Raw genomic sequence first — 18288 nt, 5'->3', positions numbered from 1 at the left:
GGTGATAAGGGTTGAAGGGAAACTCAAGAGGGGGGTCTGTAACCCGCCTTCTTCATCTCCCTCTCGATGCTCCTCACCTCGAGAAGTTTCCTCCTGAGTATCGGGACCCAGAGGGTCTCCACGAGGACCGTGACGAGAACTGTGATTATGGTGACGCTGAGGATTATCTCTCCCCACTGAATCAGGTCCGGGTTGTTGTAGGTGATGCCGAGGGTCAGCGGAAGGCTGGCAAGGGCCGCAGGAACTACCCCCCTCGGGCCCTCAAGCGATATGAAGAGGTACTCCTTGAAGGGGCGCCACTTCAGTATCGGGAGTGAAGCCAGTGGCCTGGCCACCAGCATCAGGACGAACGCTATGATTACACCCTGCACGATGTGGCCCTTTATTATCTCCGGGTTCAGGCTCGCCCCCAGGAGGGTGAAGATGAATATCGTGAATATTGCCGAGAGGCTCTCGTTGAAGTGGACCTCCCTCTCAACCGCCCTCATGACCCTCTTGACCACGGGAATGTCATCCTTGAAGAAAACCTTGTGGTTGCCCAGAACTATACCCGTAACCGTCACCACCAGATATCCGGAGGCCTGAACCAGCTCTCCCAGGAGAAAGCCCCCGAACGCCATCACGAGGGAGAATATCACTATCTCCGGAAAGTCCTCCACCTCGGCCCGTTTCAGGATGCCGTATCCGACGACGCCCAAGGCTATCCCAATCAGTATCGAGGCACCCATCTGGTACAGGAAGAAAACGACGGCCGCTGGGTAAAGACCGATGTAACCGGCTATGGTCTCAAGGAACCTCGCACTGGACGCCTCGGGAACTAGCATCGCGACGGCCACGGAGGCGAGGACTATGCCCATCGGATCGTTGAATATCGACTCGGTGACGATGACCGTCTCGATGTCCTCGCGGACACGGTACTGCCTGAAGAGGGGAATGAGGGTCGCCGGGTCAGTGGCGGCTACGATCGCCCCGAAAAGGAACCCGACGATGAAAGGCACGTGAAAGAGCCACGAGAAGATCCCACCGATGATGAACGCTGTGATGAGGAGTCCGATGGTGTCAAGGGTCAGTATCGTCTTTGAGTTTCTCTTCAGCATCTTCCAGCTGAGGGTGTGCCCCTCGGTGAAGAGTATCATCACCAGGCCGAAGACACGGACGTAGTTGAAGAGCTCGTTGGCGAGGCTCCTGTTCAGGAGGCCAAGGACGGGACCGACCAGTATGCCGAGGAACATGAAGAGGGGAATGTAGGATACGTTAAACTTCTTGCTCACGAGGAGGGAGACAAGTCCCACGGCTAGAACTACGAAGAACACGTAGACCATCAGGTCAACAGTTGGAACCAGGACGTTCGATGCGCCCGTTACAGACATCGCTATTCCTCCGATTAATTTTGCCCTCAAGGTTAATAAGCATGCCGAGGACTTCTTTTGTTATCCTTATTGGTACAATGTTCTAAACGTTTCGCCGGTGTCGCGTTCAACCCACAAAGTCTTAAATAGAACTTTTTTCATCAATCAGAATTGGTGATGACCGTGGAAGTCGAGTCCGCCCTCGAGAGATTCCACTCACTTAAACTGGGCGATATAATACCCAGATTGGAAACGATGCCCGTGGTAACGGCCGATTCCGACCTCCTCAGCGTCCTTAAGATACTCAGAACCAGACACCACGTTTGGGTGGTTGACAGCAGGGAGAACATGAAGTTAGTGGGGGTCATCAGGTACATAGACGTCATAGACGTCCTTCTGCCGCCGGAGGCCCACAAGTTCAAGCTGGGAATGACGAGCAAAACCATGCGCTCGATGCTCGGTGGCGCCACAAAGGCGGAGGACGTGGCCGAGAGGCACGTGCTGACGGTGGAGGAAGACGCAACGGTTCTCGACGCACTGATGAAGATGCGCAAGTACAGGATTCAGGTGCTGGCGGTCGTAAAGGATGGTAAGCTGGTGGGTGAGGTGAGCCTCCGCATACTGATAGACGAGCTACTCAGACTGCTGCGGGTGGGTGGTGCCCAATGGAGAGCGTGACGTGGCTTCTCTTCGCCCTTGGACTCTCGCTAATCCTCGCGAAGATAGGGGACAGCATCATCGAGCGCTACGAGCTCCCTGGAGTCCTCGGAGAGCTGCTGATGGGAATGATACTCGGAAACCTTGTTTACTTCGGCATAGTCGGGCCCCAGTACCTCCCGATAGTCAGCGGCGAGGCCTTCACCACCGACATGACCGTGGTGGCCAACTTCCTCGCCAAGCTGGGTATAATATTCCTCCTGTTTCTCGGTGCCCTCGATGCAGACCTTGAACAGCTCAAGAAGACGGGCCTCACGGCCACCGTCTCGACGGTTCTCGGTGTCTTCGTCCCCCTCGTGGTCGGCTGGTTCGCCCTCATGGAGATGGGATATCCTAGCAGGGAGGCCTTCGCGGGTGGCGTTCTCCTCACCGCCACCAGCATCGGCCTGACCGTCAGGGTCATGATGGATTTGGGGGTTCTCAAAAGCGAGGTTGGTGCTGCCTCCCTGAGCGCGAGCGTTATGGACGACTTTCTTGGAATAGCCCTCGTCATCTTCGCCGTCGGAAGCGGTGGCCTTCTTGAGCTCTCGGTTAAAATCGTGGCGTTCTTCATTCTCACCGGTGTCATCTGGTGGTTCCTAGTCGATTATTACATAAAGTTCGCCGAGAGGCTTCACGTTGAGAAGGGAATCCTCGGAGTGGTTCTTGGAATGATGTTCCTCTTCGCGGCTTTGGCTGAGGGCTGGTTCGCCGCGGCCATCGAGGGTGCGTTCATGATGGGTCTCGTCCTCTCGAAGCTCCCCGAAGGAAAGCGCCTCATGGAGGACGTGAAGGCCATCGGTTACGGCCTGCTTATACCGTTCTTCTTCGTCCACACGGGAGCGATGCTAAACCTCACGGTCTTCGAGAACGCCAACGCCCTGATCCTGGCCGCGGTTCTCACCGCCGTTGCCGTCTTCGGAAAGGTCCTTGGAAGGGGATTCGGAGCGTGGATAACCGCCTGGGGACGCGGAAGGGCCTTCCTTTTCACAAAGAAGAACCTCTGGATGTCGCTCCAGATGGGCATCGGTTCGGTTCCGAGGACTGAAGTTGCGCTCGTTGACCTTATGGTGGCAATCCACGGCGGTGCGATAAGCCCGGAGCATGCCCCTGAGTTCATAGCGGCGACCCTGATATTCATAACGGTCTCCGTGCTGATAACCCCGCCGCTCCTCAAGTGGGCGTTCAGGGAGGAGATAGAGACAACGAGGGCGCAGAAGGCCAGCGCAAAGGTCGAGAGGATAGAGAGCACGAAGAAGAGGATAAAAGAACTAAAGAGAGCTTAATAAACACTTTTTCCTTTTCTATCTCAGCCGAAGAAGGCGCCCATCATGTCCATCTGCTCCTCGCTCATGGACTTTATCTTGAACTCGGGCATCTCTGGGAGCAGTTTCTCGTATTCTTCCTTTGTAATCTCCTCTACCTCTCCGTTCTTGACGCGGTAGAAGATGCCGTACTCGGGGTCGCGGTATGCAACGAGGAACTCCTCGACCTCGATGTCGTCGAAGTCCACGAAGATGACGTTTCCGCCCGTGTAGGGGCGCCGGCACTTGAAGGGGAAGCTTGAGGAGTTGAGCATCGCATCGCCGAGGGCCTGGTTGGCCTTCTCGCCGTTTATTTCGGTCCAGAACTTCCTGCCCTCGAAGTCACCCTCAACGACGATGAGAAACCTCTTCCCGTCGAGCTCGGCGACCGGGGCGCCTTTCTCCGCGAGTATCTTGAACAACTCGCCGATTGTCTCGGCGTTCCTGAGGGAAGCAACGAATCCTTCAACCTTCATGGTCTCACCAGAACCCCTTCTCGCGGAGGACTATAAAAGCTTAAGCTTTTTATTGGTGACACCAAACCTCCCTTGATGGTGTCGAAACGGCAGTACCTCAAAAAGTGGGGAATTGTCATCGCTTTTTCAATCCTGGCAGGCCTAGTTGGCGGTTTGGGGGCGATAGTCTTCAGGCTGGCCATAGGCATAGTCCACGGCTTCTTCTTCGGATGGCTCCTTCCGAACGTTTCCTACGAGGTGGGCGGCGTCAACCTCGGCTACATACTCCTACCAACGCTCGGTGCGCTGGTGGTCACGCTCTTCGTCATAGAGTGCCCCGAGATTAAGGGGAACGGCATCCCCGAGGTTATAGAGGCGGTTATATTTAAGGGCGGTAACATACCTGGGAGGTTCGCGGTTTTGAAGACGATAGCCACCGCGATAACCATAGGCTCCGGCGGCAGCGTGGGACGTGAGGGGCCGATAGGATTCATCGGGGCTTCCCTGACCTCCATTCTGGCGCGCTGGTTCAACCTGTCGAGGGAGATGAAGAAGCTCTTGGTCACCTGTGGCCTGGCAGCAGGCATAGCCGGCACCTTCAACACACCACTCGCGGGGGCGATGTTTGCCCTGGAGGTCGTCTACATGGGGGCTTTCTCGATAAACCTCGTGCCCATATTCATAGCCGCCGTCACCGGCAACGCCCTGACGCTCGCCGTCCTCAACAGGGCGGTGGAGATAGACATCCCCGGAAACATCGGGCATACGCTACCAGAGCTCCCCCTCTTCTTTCTCCTTGGCCTGGGCCTCGGCCTCCTGGCGGCGTTCTACGCGCGGTTCCTCTACCGCATGGTTGACGGCTTCTCCGAGTCGAAGATACCTGAAACCCTGAAGCCCGCGATAGGCGGCTTCGGAGTCGGCGTTCTTGGAATGCTATTTCCCATCTACGGTATATTCGGGATAGGCTACGAGGGCATGAGGATGGCGTTCTACGGTGAGCTGGCGATTGGACTGCTCGTGACCCTCGGACTCGTCAAGATGCTCGCCACGGCCCTGACGCTCGGTTCCGGCCAGAGCGGCGGCGTCTTCGCCCCGAGCCTCTACATAGGAACCATGTTCGGCGCGGCCTTTGGACAGATTGTAAAGCTCCTCCTGCCGGGGCTGGGTGTGAACCCCGCCGTCTACGCCCTGGCTGGAATGGCGGCCTTCTTCAGCGGCATGACGCAGGCCCCGCTCACCCAAATACTCATGGTAACGGAACTCACCAGGAGCTACGCCGTTCTCCCCCCGGTGATGACCTCTGCCACCATAGGCTTTCTAACGGCCCGGTTCTTCCTCAAGGGGGAGTCCATCTACACCCTCAAGCTCATCAGAAAGGGCTACCACGTGAAAACCGGAAAGCCCGTCATCCTCGAGACCATCTCCGTCGGCGAGATAATGACCCGCGAGCCTGTCTACGTCACCGAGAACCAGACGCTCTTTGACGTGGAGCACCTGATAGGCGAAACCGGCCATGACTGCTTCCCCGTGGTCAATGAGAAAATGGAGGTAGTGGGCATAATCGGCATAAAGGATATCCTGAAAAAATCCCCGAGCGTTAAGCGGATGCCTGTGAAGCGATTCATCCGCCGGCCCTACGGGGTAACGTACCCAACGGAGACGGCCGAGGATGCCTTCGAGAAACTCATGGCCTACGACCAGAACCTCCTTCCGGTGGTTGAAAGCCCCGAGAGCAGGAGGCTCATCGGAGTCGTGACCAAAAGGGACATATACCGCGCCTACTACCGCGGTTTGGAGGGAATGTACATCGAATGAGGTGATCCCATGCAGGTTGATGCCGACCTCCACATACACTCGCGCTACTCAAAGGCGGTCTCGAAAGCCATGACCATCCCCAACCTCGCCGAGAACGCGAGATTCAAGGGGCTCGGGATAGTCGGAACTGGCGATATACTCAACCCGAAGTGGGAGGAGGAGCTGCTTAGGTACACCGAGAAGGTGGACGAGGGGACCTACGAGAGAAACGGAATCCGCTTCCTCCTCACGGCCGAGGTGGAAGACAATCGGCGCGTTCACCACGTCCTGATCTTCCCGAGCATCTCCACCGTCCGGGAGATGAGGGAGGAGTTGAGGAAGTACTCGGGGGACATAGACACCGAGGGAAGGCCGAGGGTTAACCTCCCAGCGTCGGAGATAGCAGACATCGCCAACGAGCTCGGCGTCTTGATAGGACCGGCGCATGCCTTCACACCCTGGACGGCTCTCTACAAGGAGTACGACAGCCTCAGGGAGGCATACCAAGGGGCAAAGGTCCAGTTCCTTGAGCTCGGCCTCTCGGCGGATTCGGAGATGGCCGACAGGATAAAGGCCCACCACTCGCTGACCTACCTCAGCAACAGCGACGCCCATTCCCCGATGCCCCATCGCCTTGGGAGGGAGTTCAACCGCTTCGAAGTGAAGGAAGCGACATTCGAGGAGATACGGAAGGCCATTCTCAAGAGGGGAGGTAGAAAAATCGTTCTCAACGCCGGCCTTGACCCCAGACTGGGCAAGTACCACCTCACAGCATGCTCTCGCTGTTATGCAAAGTATTCGCCGGAAGAGGCGCGGGCGTTCAAGTGGAAGTGCCCGAAGTGCGGCGGCAGGATAAAGAAGGGCGTTCACGATAGAATCCTCGAGCTGGCCGACACGGAGGAGAGACCGAAGGACAGACCGCCCTATTTACGCTTAGCCCCTCTGGCGGAGATAATCGCGATGGTGGTAGGGAAAGGAGTTGAGACGAAGGCAGTTCGCGTAATCTGGGAGCGCTTTTTGAAGGAGTTTGGAAGCGAGATAAGGGTTCTCGTCGATGTCCCGCTGGGGGGTCTGGCGGAGGTTCACGAGGAGGTTGCGAAGGCCATCTGGGCCTACAGGGAGGGCAAGCTGATAGTAATCCCTGGAGGCGGAGGAAAATACGGCGAGATACGACTGCCAGAGGAGATAAGAACGGCCAGAATAGAAGACCTCGAAGCCCTTGAGGTCGAAGTTCCAAAGGAGGAATACCGGCCGAAGCAGACGAGCCTCATGAAGTTCCTCGGGGGAAGCCGCGGGGCTAAGTGAAGCACCTTCCCTTCGCACCAATTCTTTTTATCACCTTTCTACAGGCACCCTTCAGCTTCTCTGCATTCTCCTCGGGAATTCCATCATAGGTAAAGTCCCAGGTTCCCATTTCTATCCCCGCGGCGTACTTGATTCTGCCTTTCTCCCTCAGGATTGGGTAGAACTCGATGTGGAGGTGGTAGAAGCCGTAGGTTCCCTTGAACGGCGCCTGGTAGAGCATCATGGTGTAGGGCATGTCCCTTTCCAGGACGGCGTTGAGGGTTCCGGTCGCAGTCCTGAGCGTGTCGGCCAGGTCTGCGAGCTCTTCCTCCGTCAGCTGGGTGAGCCACTGAACGTGCCTCTTCGGATAGACGTGAACTTCAAATGGCCAGTTCGCGAAGAAGGGCATGAAGATGGCAAAGCTTTCGTTCTCGTATATCGCCCTCTCACTTTCCAGCTCCTCGCGCAGAATCCTGCAGAAGAGGCACTCGCCGGTGCGTTTGAAGTATCCCCTCGAGTTCTCGATTTTGAGGCGAACCTTGAGGGGTATAAAAGGTGTCGCGTAGAGCTGGCCGTGGGGATGGGTCAGGCTAACACCTATCTCCTCGCCCTTGTTTCGGAAGATTGAGACGTAGGCAACGCGGGGATTTTTCTTCAGTTCTGCGGTTATGTTTTTCCATAATTCAACAACTCGGGTCATAGCGTCGAGGGACAGCTCGTCGAGGTCTCTGAGGTCGTGCTCAGGGGTTTCGACGATAACACTACACTGGCCGAGCGCCCTTGCCTTCCTGTAGAACCCATCTCGCTCGGGCCTGGGGGCATCGAAGGACAGCATGGGAAACCTGTTCGGAAGCAGAAGAACCTTCCAGCCGTAACCGGTTTCCTCGTTCCCGGGGCAGAAGGGGCAGAAGTCCCTCGGCCTCCAGGGGCGTTTCCTCCTCGCCGCCGAGACCATGACCCACTGACCGGTCAGGGGATTGTACCTCAGCTCCCTCATCTCCACCACTAACTTGGATTGACTGAAGAACATAAAAGCTTGGCGAAGGCTTTAAATCCCATGACCCAACTGGGAGTGAGGGATAGGGGGTGGAGAGGGAGATAATCGAGCTCTTCAAAAGGCACCTCAAGCTCCAGGGCGACCTGCCGCTGGGGGACGATGCAGGCGCGATCCGAATCGGTGACGAATGGTTGGTCGCCACCAACGACATGCTCGTGAGAAAAACGGACGTGCCGGATATAATGACGCCCGAGCAGGTTGGATTTAAGGCCGTCACCATGAACGTGAGCGACATCGCGGCTATGGGAGCGAGACCGGTGGGGTTTCTCTTCTCACTGGGCGTTCCGAAGGATATTGAGATGGACTATCTCGAGGGCGTTGCGGAGGGGATAGGAAAGGCCATCGAGTTCTATGAAGTCCCCGTTCTCAGCGCCGATACGAACGAGGCGGACGATTTGATAATAGACGGAATCGCCCTTGGAAGGACGAGAAGACTCCTCACCAGGAGCGGGGCGAAGCCGGGCGACCTGGTCTGCGTGACCGGCGACATCGGCAGGGCCCTGGCGGGGTTTCTCGTGTGGAGGCGCGGCCTCGACGTGCCGGAAAAGATAAGGAAACGCCTCTATGAGAAGCTCCTCGAACCGAGGGCGAGGGTTCCCGAGGGGATCGAACTGAGCGGGCTTGCAAACGCGGCGATTGACATAAGCGACGGTCTGAGTAAGGAACTGCACCTCCTGGCCAAGATGAGCGGGGTGAGGATAGAGGTCGAGGCCCAGAAGCTGCCGATTCGGGATGAGGTGAGGGCAGTGGCCGGGGTCCTTGGGTTGGATCCGATTGAAATTGCCCTCGCGAGCGGGGAGGAGTTCGAACTCGTTTTTACGATTCCAAAAGAAGTGCTGGAAGGCGCCAACGTCAACTGCACCGTCATTGGAAGGGTCCTTGAAGGGGCGGGGGTTTACATTACCATCAATGGAAAAAGGCAGGAGATGCCCGTTCTGGGCTGGGAACACCTTAAGGGAGAAGCAAAGGGAACGTATAGAGTGTTGTTCCGATAACGTTTTAAAATCCTAGGCCGACTTAAGGTAGGTTGTGACTATGCTAGAGAGCCTTGCCACGTCAGCACAGCAGTATTTTTCAGTGGTCGTTACCGCCTCCCTCAAGTATCTCATCCTAGCCTTCCTCACGTACTACGTGAGCGTCGTTCTCTACGGCATCCGCTGGAAGCTCGTTCTGAGGGGCGTCGGTAGGGACGCACCCCTCCATGAGCTCGTCAAGGCCATACTCGCCTCGATTTTCATGAACAACGTCACCCCAATGAGCAGGAGTGGGGGGGAACTGCTCAGAATGGCGTGGGTTTCCAAAAAGGCGAACATCCCCACGGGAGTCTCCGCGGTCAGCATAGTCTACGAGCGCATACTGGAGACCATTCCGATATTCGCCCTCTTTCTAGTTGGCATGATGTACTTCTCATCCGGGGAACCCCTCCCGTTCATAATCCTTGGCATAGCCGGCGTGATCCTGATATGGATTAAGTGGGACGCCTTTGTGAGGCTCTCACTCCGCGTCTTCAGAACCCCCGTGACCGATGACGAGATGAAAAAGATAACCGCACTCCGGAGCATGCACAGCCTCAACATGGTGGCGGTGCTGCTCAGCTCCACAGTCTGGCTCCTCGACGTCGTCAGACTGAAGCTCATAGCCCTCGCATTCGGCCTGAATCTAGCATGGAGCTTCATAGCCGTAATCTCTATAGCGAACCTCCTCTTCGGCCTCATCGCATTCACTCCAGGGGGCGTGGGAATAATCGAAGGGGGCCTTGTCGGGACACTCACGTACTTCGGAATTCCGATGGCGCTCGCGGTTTCAATAACCCTCCTGGAGCGCTTTGTCTCGTACGTTGCCAGCAGTCTAGTGGGGCTAGCGGTTCTCCTGACGTCCGGAGGGGTCGAGATATGGAAAGCCTTAAGATCGCAATAGCCAGCGACTGGTTCTATCCTAAAATCGGGGGAATAGAGTCCCACATCGATGAACTGGCTCGCAACCTCGTTCTCATGGGGCACGAGCCCTACGTCCTGACCCACGACTACAGGTACATGAAACCCTACGTCGACAGCTTTCCTTATCCCGTTGTCAGGTTTCCCGCGACGCTTTACTTTAAGAAATATCACTCCAGCGTTGGATTCTCGCAGTTCTGGAAGATAAACGAGTTCTACAAGGAGATTGGATTCGACATAACCCACGTTCACAGCATATACTCTCCCCTGGCCGTTGCTGTGTCGAAGATATCGAGGGGAATCCGGAACGTTCCGGTGGTCGCCACCAACCACTCCTTCTACGGCAGGCCCTCCCTGGACTTCCTGATCGGCCCATTCATCAGGCACCACCTCAAACGGATAGACACCTTCGTTGCCGTCAGCACGCCCGTCGCCGAGGATACCAGAAACCTGCTGGGGAATAAGCTCAACGGTCGTCCCGTCCTCGTGGTTCCTAACGGAATAGACGTCAAAAAATGGCGCCCGCCGGAGCCGGAAGAAAGGGAAAAAGCCAGAAGGGACCTCGGGGTGAGGGACGAGATAGTGGTTCTGTACCTCGGAAGGATGACCGAGCGCAAGCAGGCCCACAGGATACCGATGATGATGAGGGAGGCACTCAAACGGAGCGAGGTTCCGAAAAGCAAGGTGAAGCTCGTAATGATAGGGAACGGTCCGATGCGCCCGGTGCTGGAGAGGAACCTCAGGGAAACTGGCATAGGGGAGATAACCGAGCTGTACGACTTCATGGAGAGGGGGAGACTTCTCCCGCTGTACTGGGCGGCCGACCTGGTTCTCATGCCCGGTATCCTCGAGGCCTTTCCAGTTGTGGGGCTTGAGGCCATGGCCACCGGGAATCCTGTGATAGGACGGAACGAGAGTGGACTATCGGACATGGTTCTCAACGGAATCACTGGACTTCTCGCGGTGAGTGAGGAGGGAATGGCAAAGAACCTCGCTGAAGCCTTCCAGAACAGGGAAAAACTGGTGGCCATGGGGGTTGAGGCCAGAAGAAGGGCCGAGAAAGAATTCTCATGGGACGTTGTACTGCGGCGGCTTATGCGGGTGTACCGCTGCACCATGGAGATGGGGGAGAGCGTTGACAGGCTGTACCTGCTGTACAAGGCGATGAGGAGGCTGGGATGATGCTCGTTTCAATAACGTTTGATGTCGAGCACGACTGTCCGCCGTACCTCACGACGACGCGGGGAATGGAGGAGGGGCTTCCGAAGCTACTGGACCTGATGGCCGAGAAGAAGGTGAGAGCGACGTTCTTCTTCACGGCGGAGATGGCGAAGCGCTTTCCGGAGCTTGTTAAACGGGTCATCGATGAGGGGCACGAGCTGGGGAGCCACAACTACAACCACGAGCGGCTGGATAAGCTCACCAAGGACGAGGGCGAGAGGGCCATCGTGAAGTCCCTTGAGGTACTGAGGGAGTTCGGAGAGGTAGTTTCATTCCGCGCCCCAAACCTGCAGTTCCCTAATTACTATTATGATATACTGGCTAAAAACGGAATCCTCGTTGACTCATCCAAGGCAACCTACAAGGGCTACCGCGAGGGAGTGAGGTTTTTCGGTGATGTTCTCGAGGTTCCGGCCTCGACGACCTCGTCCGTTATAAGGCTGCCATGGAAGATGCAGAAGCTCGTCCATGCCCGCCTGAAGGAGCCCCGCGTCTACTTCGCCCACCCCTGGGAGTTCGTCCCCATGCAGAGGGAAAAAATCCGGTGGGACTGCAAGTTCAACACCGGGGACAGGGCCGTTGAGCTGCTCGGAATGTTGATAGACCACTACCGGCGCCAGGGGGCGGAGTTCTTGACGATGCGTGATTACTACGAAGTATACCAAAAACTTAAACGGGAGTGAGCCTACTACAATCCGGTGAGAAGCATGCGCGAGGCTATGTACTGGGAGCCGCTAGATGGCGGAAAGGTGAGGTGCAGACTGTGCCCCCTCAACTGCATCATAAACGAGGGCCAGCGCGGCTCCTGCAGGGTGAGAAAGAACATCAACGGAAAGCTCTACACGTTCAACTACGGTAAGGTTTCGGCGATAGGAACGGACCCCATAGAGAAAAAACCTCTCTTCCATTTCTGGCCGGGCTCCTGTGCGCTCTCGATAAGCACCGTTGGCTGCAACATGCACTGTAAGCACTGCCAGAACTGGGAGATAAGCCAGGCCGACGAGAACTTTCCGTACCTCCACGACGCGACCCCGGAGGGAATAGTGGCCCTGGCGAGAAAGTACAACTGCGAGAGCATAGCCTACACGTACAACGAGCCCGTGATATGGTACGAGTTCGTTCTTGATACGGCCAAGCTCGCCAGGGAGGCAGGTATATACAACCTCCTCATAACCAACGGTTACATAAACGAGGAGCCGTTCAGGGAGCTGGCACCGTACATAGACGCCACGAACATAGACATCAAGGCGTTCGATGACACCTTTTACATGAAGATAGCAGGCGTTCCGAGCGGTGAGCCGAGCAGGAGGACGGCGGAAATAGCCAAAAAGGAGTTCGGAATCCACGTCGAGCTGACGTACCTAATCATCCCGACGCTCAACGACAGAGAGGAGGAAATTAGAACCTTCGCCAGATGGGTGGTCGAGAACCTCGGAGACGACACACCGGTTCACTTCTCACGCTTCTTCCCTCACTACAAGCTGACCCACCTCCCACCAACGCCGGTTGAAACCGTCGAAATGGCCTACCGGGTTGCCAGGGAGGAGGGACTCAAATTCGTCTACGTCGGCAACGTGCCCGGACACGAGGGGGAGAACACCTACTGCCCCAACTGCGGCAAACCTTTAATAGTGCGCTGGGGATTCAAAATCACCGAGTACCACATCAAGGATGGGAAGTGTGAATACTGCGGTGAACCCATCCCCGTAGTGGGTACGTACAAGAAAAAGCGATATAACTGGATGTGGTGGTGAAATTGGCCGAAATCGAGGTTATTTTTTACATCGAAGGCATAGGGAACGACAAGAAAGTTTTAGAAAGGGCCCTGGAGGAGACCGCGAAGAACCTCCGAGAGGAGAAGGGCGTCAAGATCAAGTACGTAAAACTGGAAGATGTCATAGAGAGCCCAGAGGAAGAGCTGCTCAAGTATTCCGGGGTCATAGAGGCCCAGGTGGCTGGAGAACTTGGGGATATAGTTCGCCTGACCCTCAGGTATTCCCCCGCGGTGGTCGAGGTTCTCAAGCCTGGAAAGCTGGAGATGGAGGCCAAGGACCTTATGAAGACCCTCGGGGAGGTATCACTCTTCATGGGGAAGCTCATGAAGCAGTTTGGTGGCCTGGCAGTTTATCCAAAGCTCGATGACATCCCAGAGCCAAAGGTGGGCTACCCCAGGGAGGAGATAGAGGAGCTGATCGTGGAGGACAGAAACATCCTGTATCGCTTCGTTATAGAGGTTTTCGGGGAGAGCGAAGAGGCCATCAAAACTACCATGGGGAAGGCCCTCAGCATCGAGGGGTGCAGGATAAACAAGCTCATTGTCCAGGGGCAGATGGAGGGGGAGAACTTCAAGGGACTCCTGGCTGCGGAGCTCCTTTCACCGTTCGAGACGCTCTTCCAGCTTACGGCCAAGTACGCGCCGGTTGCGATCTCGATCCTGGAACCAGAGATTATAGACATAACCGCCAACGAACTTCAGAATACACTGACCGACCTCGGTGGCTTCGTCAACGAGCTGGTTACGAGGCCTGTGAAGAGGCAACTCGTGGAGAAGAAGAACACGGAGTTCAAATTGAACCCTTGATATTATCGGCAAAAGGCGAAAAGCCTATAGGCATTTAATTAAGCTTCCTTTCATTTTTACGGCAATGAGCGAGCTTCTTTTAAGCGGAGAAAGGGTCTGAAAGCGAAAAGTATATATACCCTAACTGGGTAGAAAGTCATTGACAATACATATTAGACCATCCCAGGGCGTAAGCCCAAGATTAAGGAGGTGTTGGGAAAATGAAAGTGAAGAAGATCGCGGCCCTTGCAATTGGTGCCGCAATGGTTGGAGCCACCATGGGCTTTGCCAGCGCTCAGCCGACCGTTCCGAACATACCGAAGGACTTCTTCGTTAACGCCGATGGAACCCCGAACGTTAAAATCGTCGTTGGAAGTACCGCTGCTGCTATGGACGTTGCCAGCGCTGCTGACATCGCCGTTGCCCTCGGCAGCATGCTCTACACCAGTGAGCAGGCCGAGGTTCAGAACGGCTACGTCAAGGTCAAGGCCGAGTACGAGCCCGAGACCGTTAAGAAGTGGACCATCTACGCCTACAACTACGACACCATGACTGGAGACCACGGTCTCACCATCAACGGCAGCGAGGACTGGGCCACCAAGTACACCGAGCTTCCGGGCGACTACTGGTGGAACGGTGCCGCTTACGTTGACACCTACAGCGAGTGGAAGGACTGGTTCACCGTCACCACCACCCTCGCCGACAAGGACAAGGTCAACGATGACCAGCTCATCGACTGGCACATCACCCTCGGCAAGATAAGCCTCGACGCTAAGGACCCGAGCGACTGGGACAAGACCTACCCGCCCAAGGACGCTGACCTCGTTGTCACTCCGGGCAACGTCACCGTCTTCGTTGACTACAAGCTCTACAACTACACCGTGACAACCAGCGAGAAGGTTAGGGACGAGTACCCAGAGTGGGGCGTTCCGGCCAAGTACGAGAACGTTACCAACTGGTACATCGGCGATGCCGAGAACATGGCTGCCGACGGCGGAACCGAGGTTGACGTCTACAGCGAGGGCGTTGGCCAGGGCGACACCTTCACCGTGTTCGGCCAGACCTACTACGTCCTCAGCGTTGGAAACGACAGCTTCGTTGCCGGTCTCGACAAGGGTGAGGCCTGGTACCAGGTCGGCCAGCCGCAGGCCATCGAGGGCACCGACTGGATAGTCACCGTCCTCGACATAAGCATCATCGACCAGAGGGCCCTCGTTGTCGTTAAGAACGCCGTCACCGGCCAGGAGAGCGACCAGAAGATCCTCGAGGAGAACCAGGACGTTGACATCTTCGGCGACGGAAGCGTTGTCCTCACCCTGCTGGACACCTTCGTCGGTATCGACGGCCACCTCATAGCCAGCATCAAGGCCCAGGTCGACGTCAAGACCTACGAGAGCGAGGACACCATCACCTACGACGGCAAGAAGTGGGAGATGACCATCAACACCGACGGCGGATACATAAAGAACATCACCCTCGTTAACAAGGACACCCTCGAGGGCAACCCGGTCGACATCTTCGGCACCTACAACCTCTGGTACAAGTTCGAGATGAAGACCCTCAACGAGAAGGACGTTGGCTACGACATCGACGGAAACGGCACCATTGACGACGTTGACCGCGTTGTCGCCTACGCCTACATCTGCCTCAAGGAGAAGGAGGGCAAGGTCGTCGAGAAGGAGCTCAAGGTCGGCGACGACGTCCTCGACACCGACTACAAGGTGGAGGGCATCTACGGTGACGTGGTCACCCTCAAGCCGGTCACCAGCCCGATAACCGTCATGGACTACGAGGTCAACATGGATGACCCAGGAAGCAACCTCATCCTCATCGGCGGTCCGGTTGCCAACAGCATCACCAAGTACCTCGTTGAGCAGAACATCAGCAAGGTCGACTGGTACAACAGCCCAGGCGACATCGAGTACATCCAGGACGCCCTTGGCGGCTACGACGTCGTCATCGTCGCTGGTGCCACCAGGGACGAGACCAAGGTCGCCGCTGAGGCCCTTATGGAGTACCTCGCTGGCCTTTGAAGGCCTTTCATTCTCTTTTAATTCCCTTTTCTGGGGGTTTTGGCATTGGATCAAAAGAGACTCGCAGTGGTTCTTGTAGTTCTCTTGGTGATCGTTGCTCCAATCAGCTACGTACTCTACTCGTACCATGCCTTCAGTGCGGTGATAAATCCCGGAGCCCCAAAGGCATCCACGCAGTATGTCATGATTTACACGCCCTCGGGACAGTTCTACGCCCTTACAGCAGAACAGTACCAGAAGCTAATCGAGGAAGGCACAAGACCCCCCGCTGGCTCAAAGCTCTTCAACGTCACGGTAGACAGCTACATAACGGGAAGCCCCGAGGTTGACCTCAACCTGACGGTCAGGAGCTTCTACGAATACTTCACCATAGTGATGGGCGACCCCTCTGTCACCAACTGCAAAGACGCGCCCCAGCTGTACATTGGAGACTGTAAGTATCGGACGCTGGCCGTCTCTGAGATATCGGGGGTTGTCTCCAACATATTCACGACCAACTACTACATAAGAGGTCTACAGATGGGCTACGATAACGCCACGGCCAAGCAATACGCCTTCAACCAGACGTGGCTCAGATACAGAAAGGTCTACCTCAACTTCTGGACAAAGGTGGACATAGGCCGCGGCAAACTTGGAAACGAGAATCATCTGGCAGTGATACTCATCGGACCGGCGGAGGGTGCAACGGAGAACAGGATATTCGCCCCCCGGAAGGGCACGCTGGTGATAGAGGGGACCACCGACGAAACGCTGAGGGCAGAGGTTGTGCTGATAGAGAATATCATAGGGTTCTCCTGGCCGGAGAACAGCACGGCTACACGGTGATCAGTCCGTCCAGCATTTCCCTTTTATCTTCCCCCACCGTGAGGAAGAACTCGTTCTCGTCCCTGAAGGGCCGCTTTGAAAGGATCCTCACGACGTTCTTCTTCCCGATGCCCGGCAGGTACTGAAGGACCTTAGGCGTCTCGGTGTTCACGTTTATGGGAACCGGAACGCCGGTGATACTCCTGAAGCCGTGTCCAACGATGAGGACGTTGTAGAACCTGTTAAGCTCTATTTGCTTGGGGATACCCACGATGAGCGGATAGCTCCCTATCTGCCTTCCGTAGGTGAGACCGTTCTCGAAGACCTCGGTCCGAACGTCCCTGAGAACAGTCCCCACTGGAACGAGGCGTTTCAGCATTGGAAGGTCAATCTCGTGCCGTATCTTGTACTTGTAGTGCTGGATGAGCTTCTTGTGCTTCTCGATCTTGACCCTGTCCCTCATGTGCCACAGAGGGGTTCCGGGAAACACGACAACCTGACGGATGTTTATCCTGCGAACCATCAGCCCGTCATCCAGAAGGCGCTTAAGAAACTGAAACGTCAGCTCGTAGCTCTTCTTGGTCTCCCCAGGCAGGCCAAAGATGATGTTGATTCCAGGGAGAAGCCACGGCATGCCGTTTGGGCCTCTCTTCCCTCCAACCTCGTTGAGGAGCCTAACGGCTTCATAGGTTTCTTCGGCGGTGGCATTCAGGTTGTTCAGCTTGGCAACCTTCGGATCGGCACTTTCGAGGCCGAAAGCAACGACGTTTCCGGACGTTCCGTATTTTATGAGAGCCTTTGCGATCCTGGTGCTCTCATCGGGATAGTTGGCTATCACGGCGGGATTGGCGTTGTCAACGTGGAGAGTCCTCAGATTAGGGGCAACAGAACGGATTCCGGCGAAGAGTTTCTCGATGGCCTCTGGATTGGGAACTGGAACGCGGCCGTCCGGCCTTGCCATGTATGAGAAGATGCAGCTCTGTCTCCCAACGCGAAAGTGTCTGACGCCGAGCCGATAGAGTGCCTCCACTTCCTCAACGATATCCTTTATCGGCCGGTTCTCCACCACCCTATAACGTACGGGCTCGGTGCAGAAGGAACAGCCCCCAATCCCCATTGCCTTTGGACAGCCTCGCTGGGTCTCAATCTCCACTATAACGAAATCCGGATAATCCGGGAACTGTCTGACTACCTCAGCCCCCAGAATCGCGTAATCCCTGAGTTCGTCGTACCTCCTGAAGCGGAAGGGGTCAGCATCACGGGGATTCCTCAGGAAATCGTGGAGGAACGCCTCCAGATCGCCGTAAACTATGTGGTCAAAAATCGTCTCGGCCATCATCAGTTCACGGGAGCTTATTCTCGTGCCCCCCGCATGGGCCGACCCCATGAAAGCCGGCCCGCCGAGGATTTTAACTCCCTGGAGGGGCTTCAGAAACTTGGCCACCTCCTCAACCTGGGAGGGCACGGCCGAGAGGTACTTGCCGGGTGTGTGCAGACCGCCGATGTAGACGAGGAGGTCGGCCTTTTGAAGGATTTCCCGCGCTTTTGGAAAGTTTGGAGTCTTGTTTTTGGTGGCTATCCCTTTCTCACCCTCGAAAGTGGCCCGAAGGTCGTCTATTGTCAGGTAAAAAACCGCGGCGTCTTTGTGAGCTTTTTTTATGGCCCCGTAGGCGTAGCGGGGATATATCCCCATGTAAGGGGGAACGCCGAGTCCCGCGGGTTCATCGGTATAGCCGTCAATGATGGCGATTATCATGGTCTGGAGTTAGTGGGGCCTTTTAAAAATCAATCGCCGGC

16 protein-coding genes are annotated in these 18288 nt (G+C 56.1%); 12 read left to right on the top strand and 4 right to left on the bottom strand.

The features are described from left to right. Positions 1 to 23: 23 nt before the first annotated feature. A complete protein-coding gene (locus tag CDI07_RS02780; RefSeq protein ID WP_088180150.1) occupies positions 24 to 1370 on the bottom strand; it encodes a sodium:proton antiporter in 1347 nt (448 codons plus the stop codon). A gap of 162 nt (positions 1371 to 1532) precedes the next feature. Between CDI07_RS02780 and CDI07_RS02775 the strand changes: the two genes are divergently transcribed. Next, positions 1533 to 2027: an HPP family protein gene (locus CDI07_RS02775; RefSeq protein ID WP_088180149.1), complete on the top strand. Its 495-nt coding sequence runs from the start codon at positions 1533 to 1535 to the stop codon at positions 2025 to 2027. Beyond that, positions 2015 to 3331, top strand: a complete 1317-nt coding sequence (locus CDI07_RS02770; protein ID WP_088180148.1) for a cation:proton antiporter — start codon at positions 2015 to 2017, stop codon at positions 3329 to 3331. The genes CDI07_RS02775 and CDI07_RS02770 overlap by 13 nt, the downstream gene beginning before the upstream one ends. 23 nt (positions 3332 to 3354) lie before the next feature. Here CDI07_RS02770 and CDI07_RS02765 read toward each other — a convergent pair whose 3' ends face one another. Continuing rightward, entirely contained in the window at positions 3355 to 3825 is a 471-nt protein-coding gene (locus CDI07_RS02765; RefSeq protein ID WP_088180147.1) for a hypothetical protein, read from the bottom strand. A gap of 75 nt (positions 3826 to 3900) precedes the next feature. Between CDI07_RS02765 and CDI07_RS02760 the strand changes: the two genes are divergently transcribed. Next, positions 3901 to 5619: a chloride channel protein gene (locus CDI07_RS02760; protein WP_088180146.1), complete on the top strand. Its 1719-nt coding sequence runs from the start codon at positions 3901 to 3903 to the stop codon at positions 5617 to 5619. A 9-nt stretch (positions 5620 to 5628) separates the two neighbouring features. Next, positions 5629 to 6903: a TIGR00375 family protein gene (locus tag CDI07_RS02755; RefSeq protein ID WP_088180145.1), complete on the top strand. Its 1275-nt coding sequence runs from the start codon at positions 5629 to 5631 to the stop codon at positions 6901 to 6903. On the opposite strand, the gene galT is transcribed toward CDI07_RS02755, so the two are convergent. After that, positions 6896 to 7879 carry a galactose-1-phosphate uridylyltransferase gene (gene galT, locus CDI07_RS02750; RefSeq protein ID WP_088180144.1) on the bottom strand — a complete coding sequence of 328 codons (984 nt, stop codon included), beginning with the start codon at positions 7877 to 7879 and terminating at the stop codon, positions 6896 to 6898. The two genes, CDI07_RS02755 and galT, sit on opposite strands and share 8 nt — an antisense overlap. An 89-nt stretch (positions 7880 to 7968) precedes the next feature. On the opposite strand from galT, the gene CDI07_RS02745 reads away from it, so the two are divergent. The 8 genes from CDI07_RS02745 to CDI07_RS02710 all read left to right on the top strand — a co-directional run bounded on the left by CDI07_RS02745 (position 7969) and on the right by CDI07_RS02710 (position 16512). Further along, entirely contained in the window at positions 7969 to 8934 is a 966-nt protein-coding gene (locus CDI07_RS02745; protein WP_088180143.1) for a thiamine-phosphate kinase, read from the top strand. 40 nt (positions 8935 to 8974) lie between these two features. Further along, the gene (locus CDI07_RS02740) at positions 8975 to 9856 is read left to right on the top strand and encodes a flippase-like domain-containing protein (RefSeq protein WP_088180142.1); all 882 of its coding nucleotides are present in this window, start codon (positions 8975 to 8977) and stop codon (positions 9854 to 9856) included. Then, positions 9832 to 11055, top strand: a complete 1224-nt coding sequence (locus tag CDI07_RS02735; protein ID WP_088180141.1) for a glycosyltransferase family 4 protein — start codon at positions 9832 to 9834, stop codon at positions 11053 to 11055. Before CDI07_RS02740 ends, CDI07_RS02735 begins: the two co-directional genes overlap by 25 nt. Beyond that, a complete protein-coding gene (locus CDI07_RS02730; RefSeq protein ID WP_088181529.1) occupies positions 11055 to 11777 on the top strand; it encodes a polysaccharide deacetylase family protein in 723 nt (240 codons plus the stop codon). The genes CDI07_RS02735 and CDI07_RS02730 overlap by 1 nt, the downstream gene beginning before the upstream one ends. Positions 11778 to 11801: 24 nt before the next feature. Beyond that, entirely contained in the window at positions 11802 to 12848 is a 1047-nt protein-coding gene (amrS, locus tag CDI07_RS02725; protein WP_088180140.1) for an AmmeMemoRadiSam system radical SAM enzyme, read from the top strand. Positions 12849 to 12850: 2 nt separating this feature from the next. After that, on the top strand, positions 12851 to 13675 hold the full coding sequence (locus CDI07_RS02720) for a hypothetical protein (protein ID WP_088180139.1): 825 nt from the start codon (positions 12851 to 12853) through the stop codon (positions 13673 to 13675). A gap of 200 nt (positions 13676 to 13875) precedes the next feature. After that, on the top strand, positions 13876 to 15687 hold the full coding sequence (locus CDI07_RS02715) for an S-layer protein (protein WP_088180138.1): 1812 nt from the start codon (positions 13876 to 13878) through the stop codon (positions 15685 to 15687). A gap of 45 nt (positions 15688 to 15732) precedes the next feature. Next, the gene (locus CDI07_RS02710; RefSeq protein WP_088180137.1) at positions 15733 to 16512 is read left to right on the top strand and encodes a hypothetical protein; all 780 of its coding nucleotides are present in this window, start codon (positions 15733 to 15735) and stop codon (positions 16510 to 16512) included. Here CDI07_RS02710 and CDI07_RS02705 read toward each other — a convergent pair. Further along, the gene (locus CDI07_RS02705; RefSeq protein WP_088180136.1) at positions 16502 to 18247 is read right to left on the bottom strand and encodes a radical SAM protein; all 1746 of its coding nucleotides are present in this window, start codon (positions 18245 to 18247) and stop codon (positions 16502 to 16504) included. The genes CDI07_RS02710 and CDI07_RS02705 overlap by 11 nt on opposite strands. Between the last annotated feature and the right edge of the window lie 41 nt (positions 18248 to 18288).

Origin of the sequence: Thermococcus sp. 5-4, assembly GCF_002197185.1 — an archaeon.
In the GTDB taxonomy this organism is placed as follows: domain Archaea; phylum Methanobacteriota_B; class Thermococci; order Thermococcales; family Thermococcaceae; genus Thermococcus; species Thermococcus radiotolerans.
Note: the sequence above shows the minus strand (reverse complement) of the source record. Positions and strands in the feature narration are given on the sequence as shown.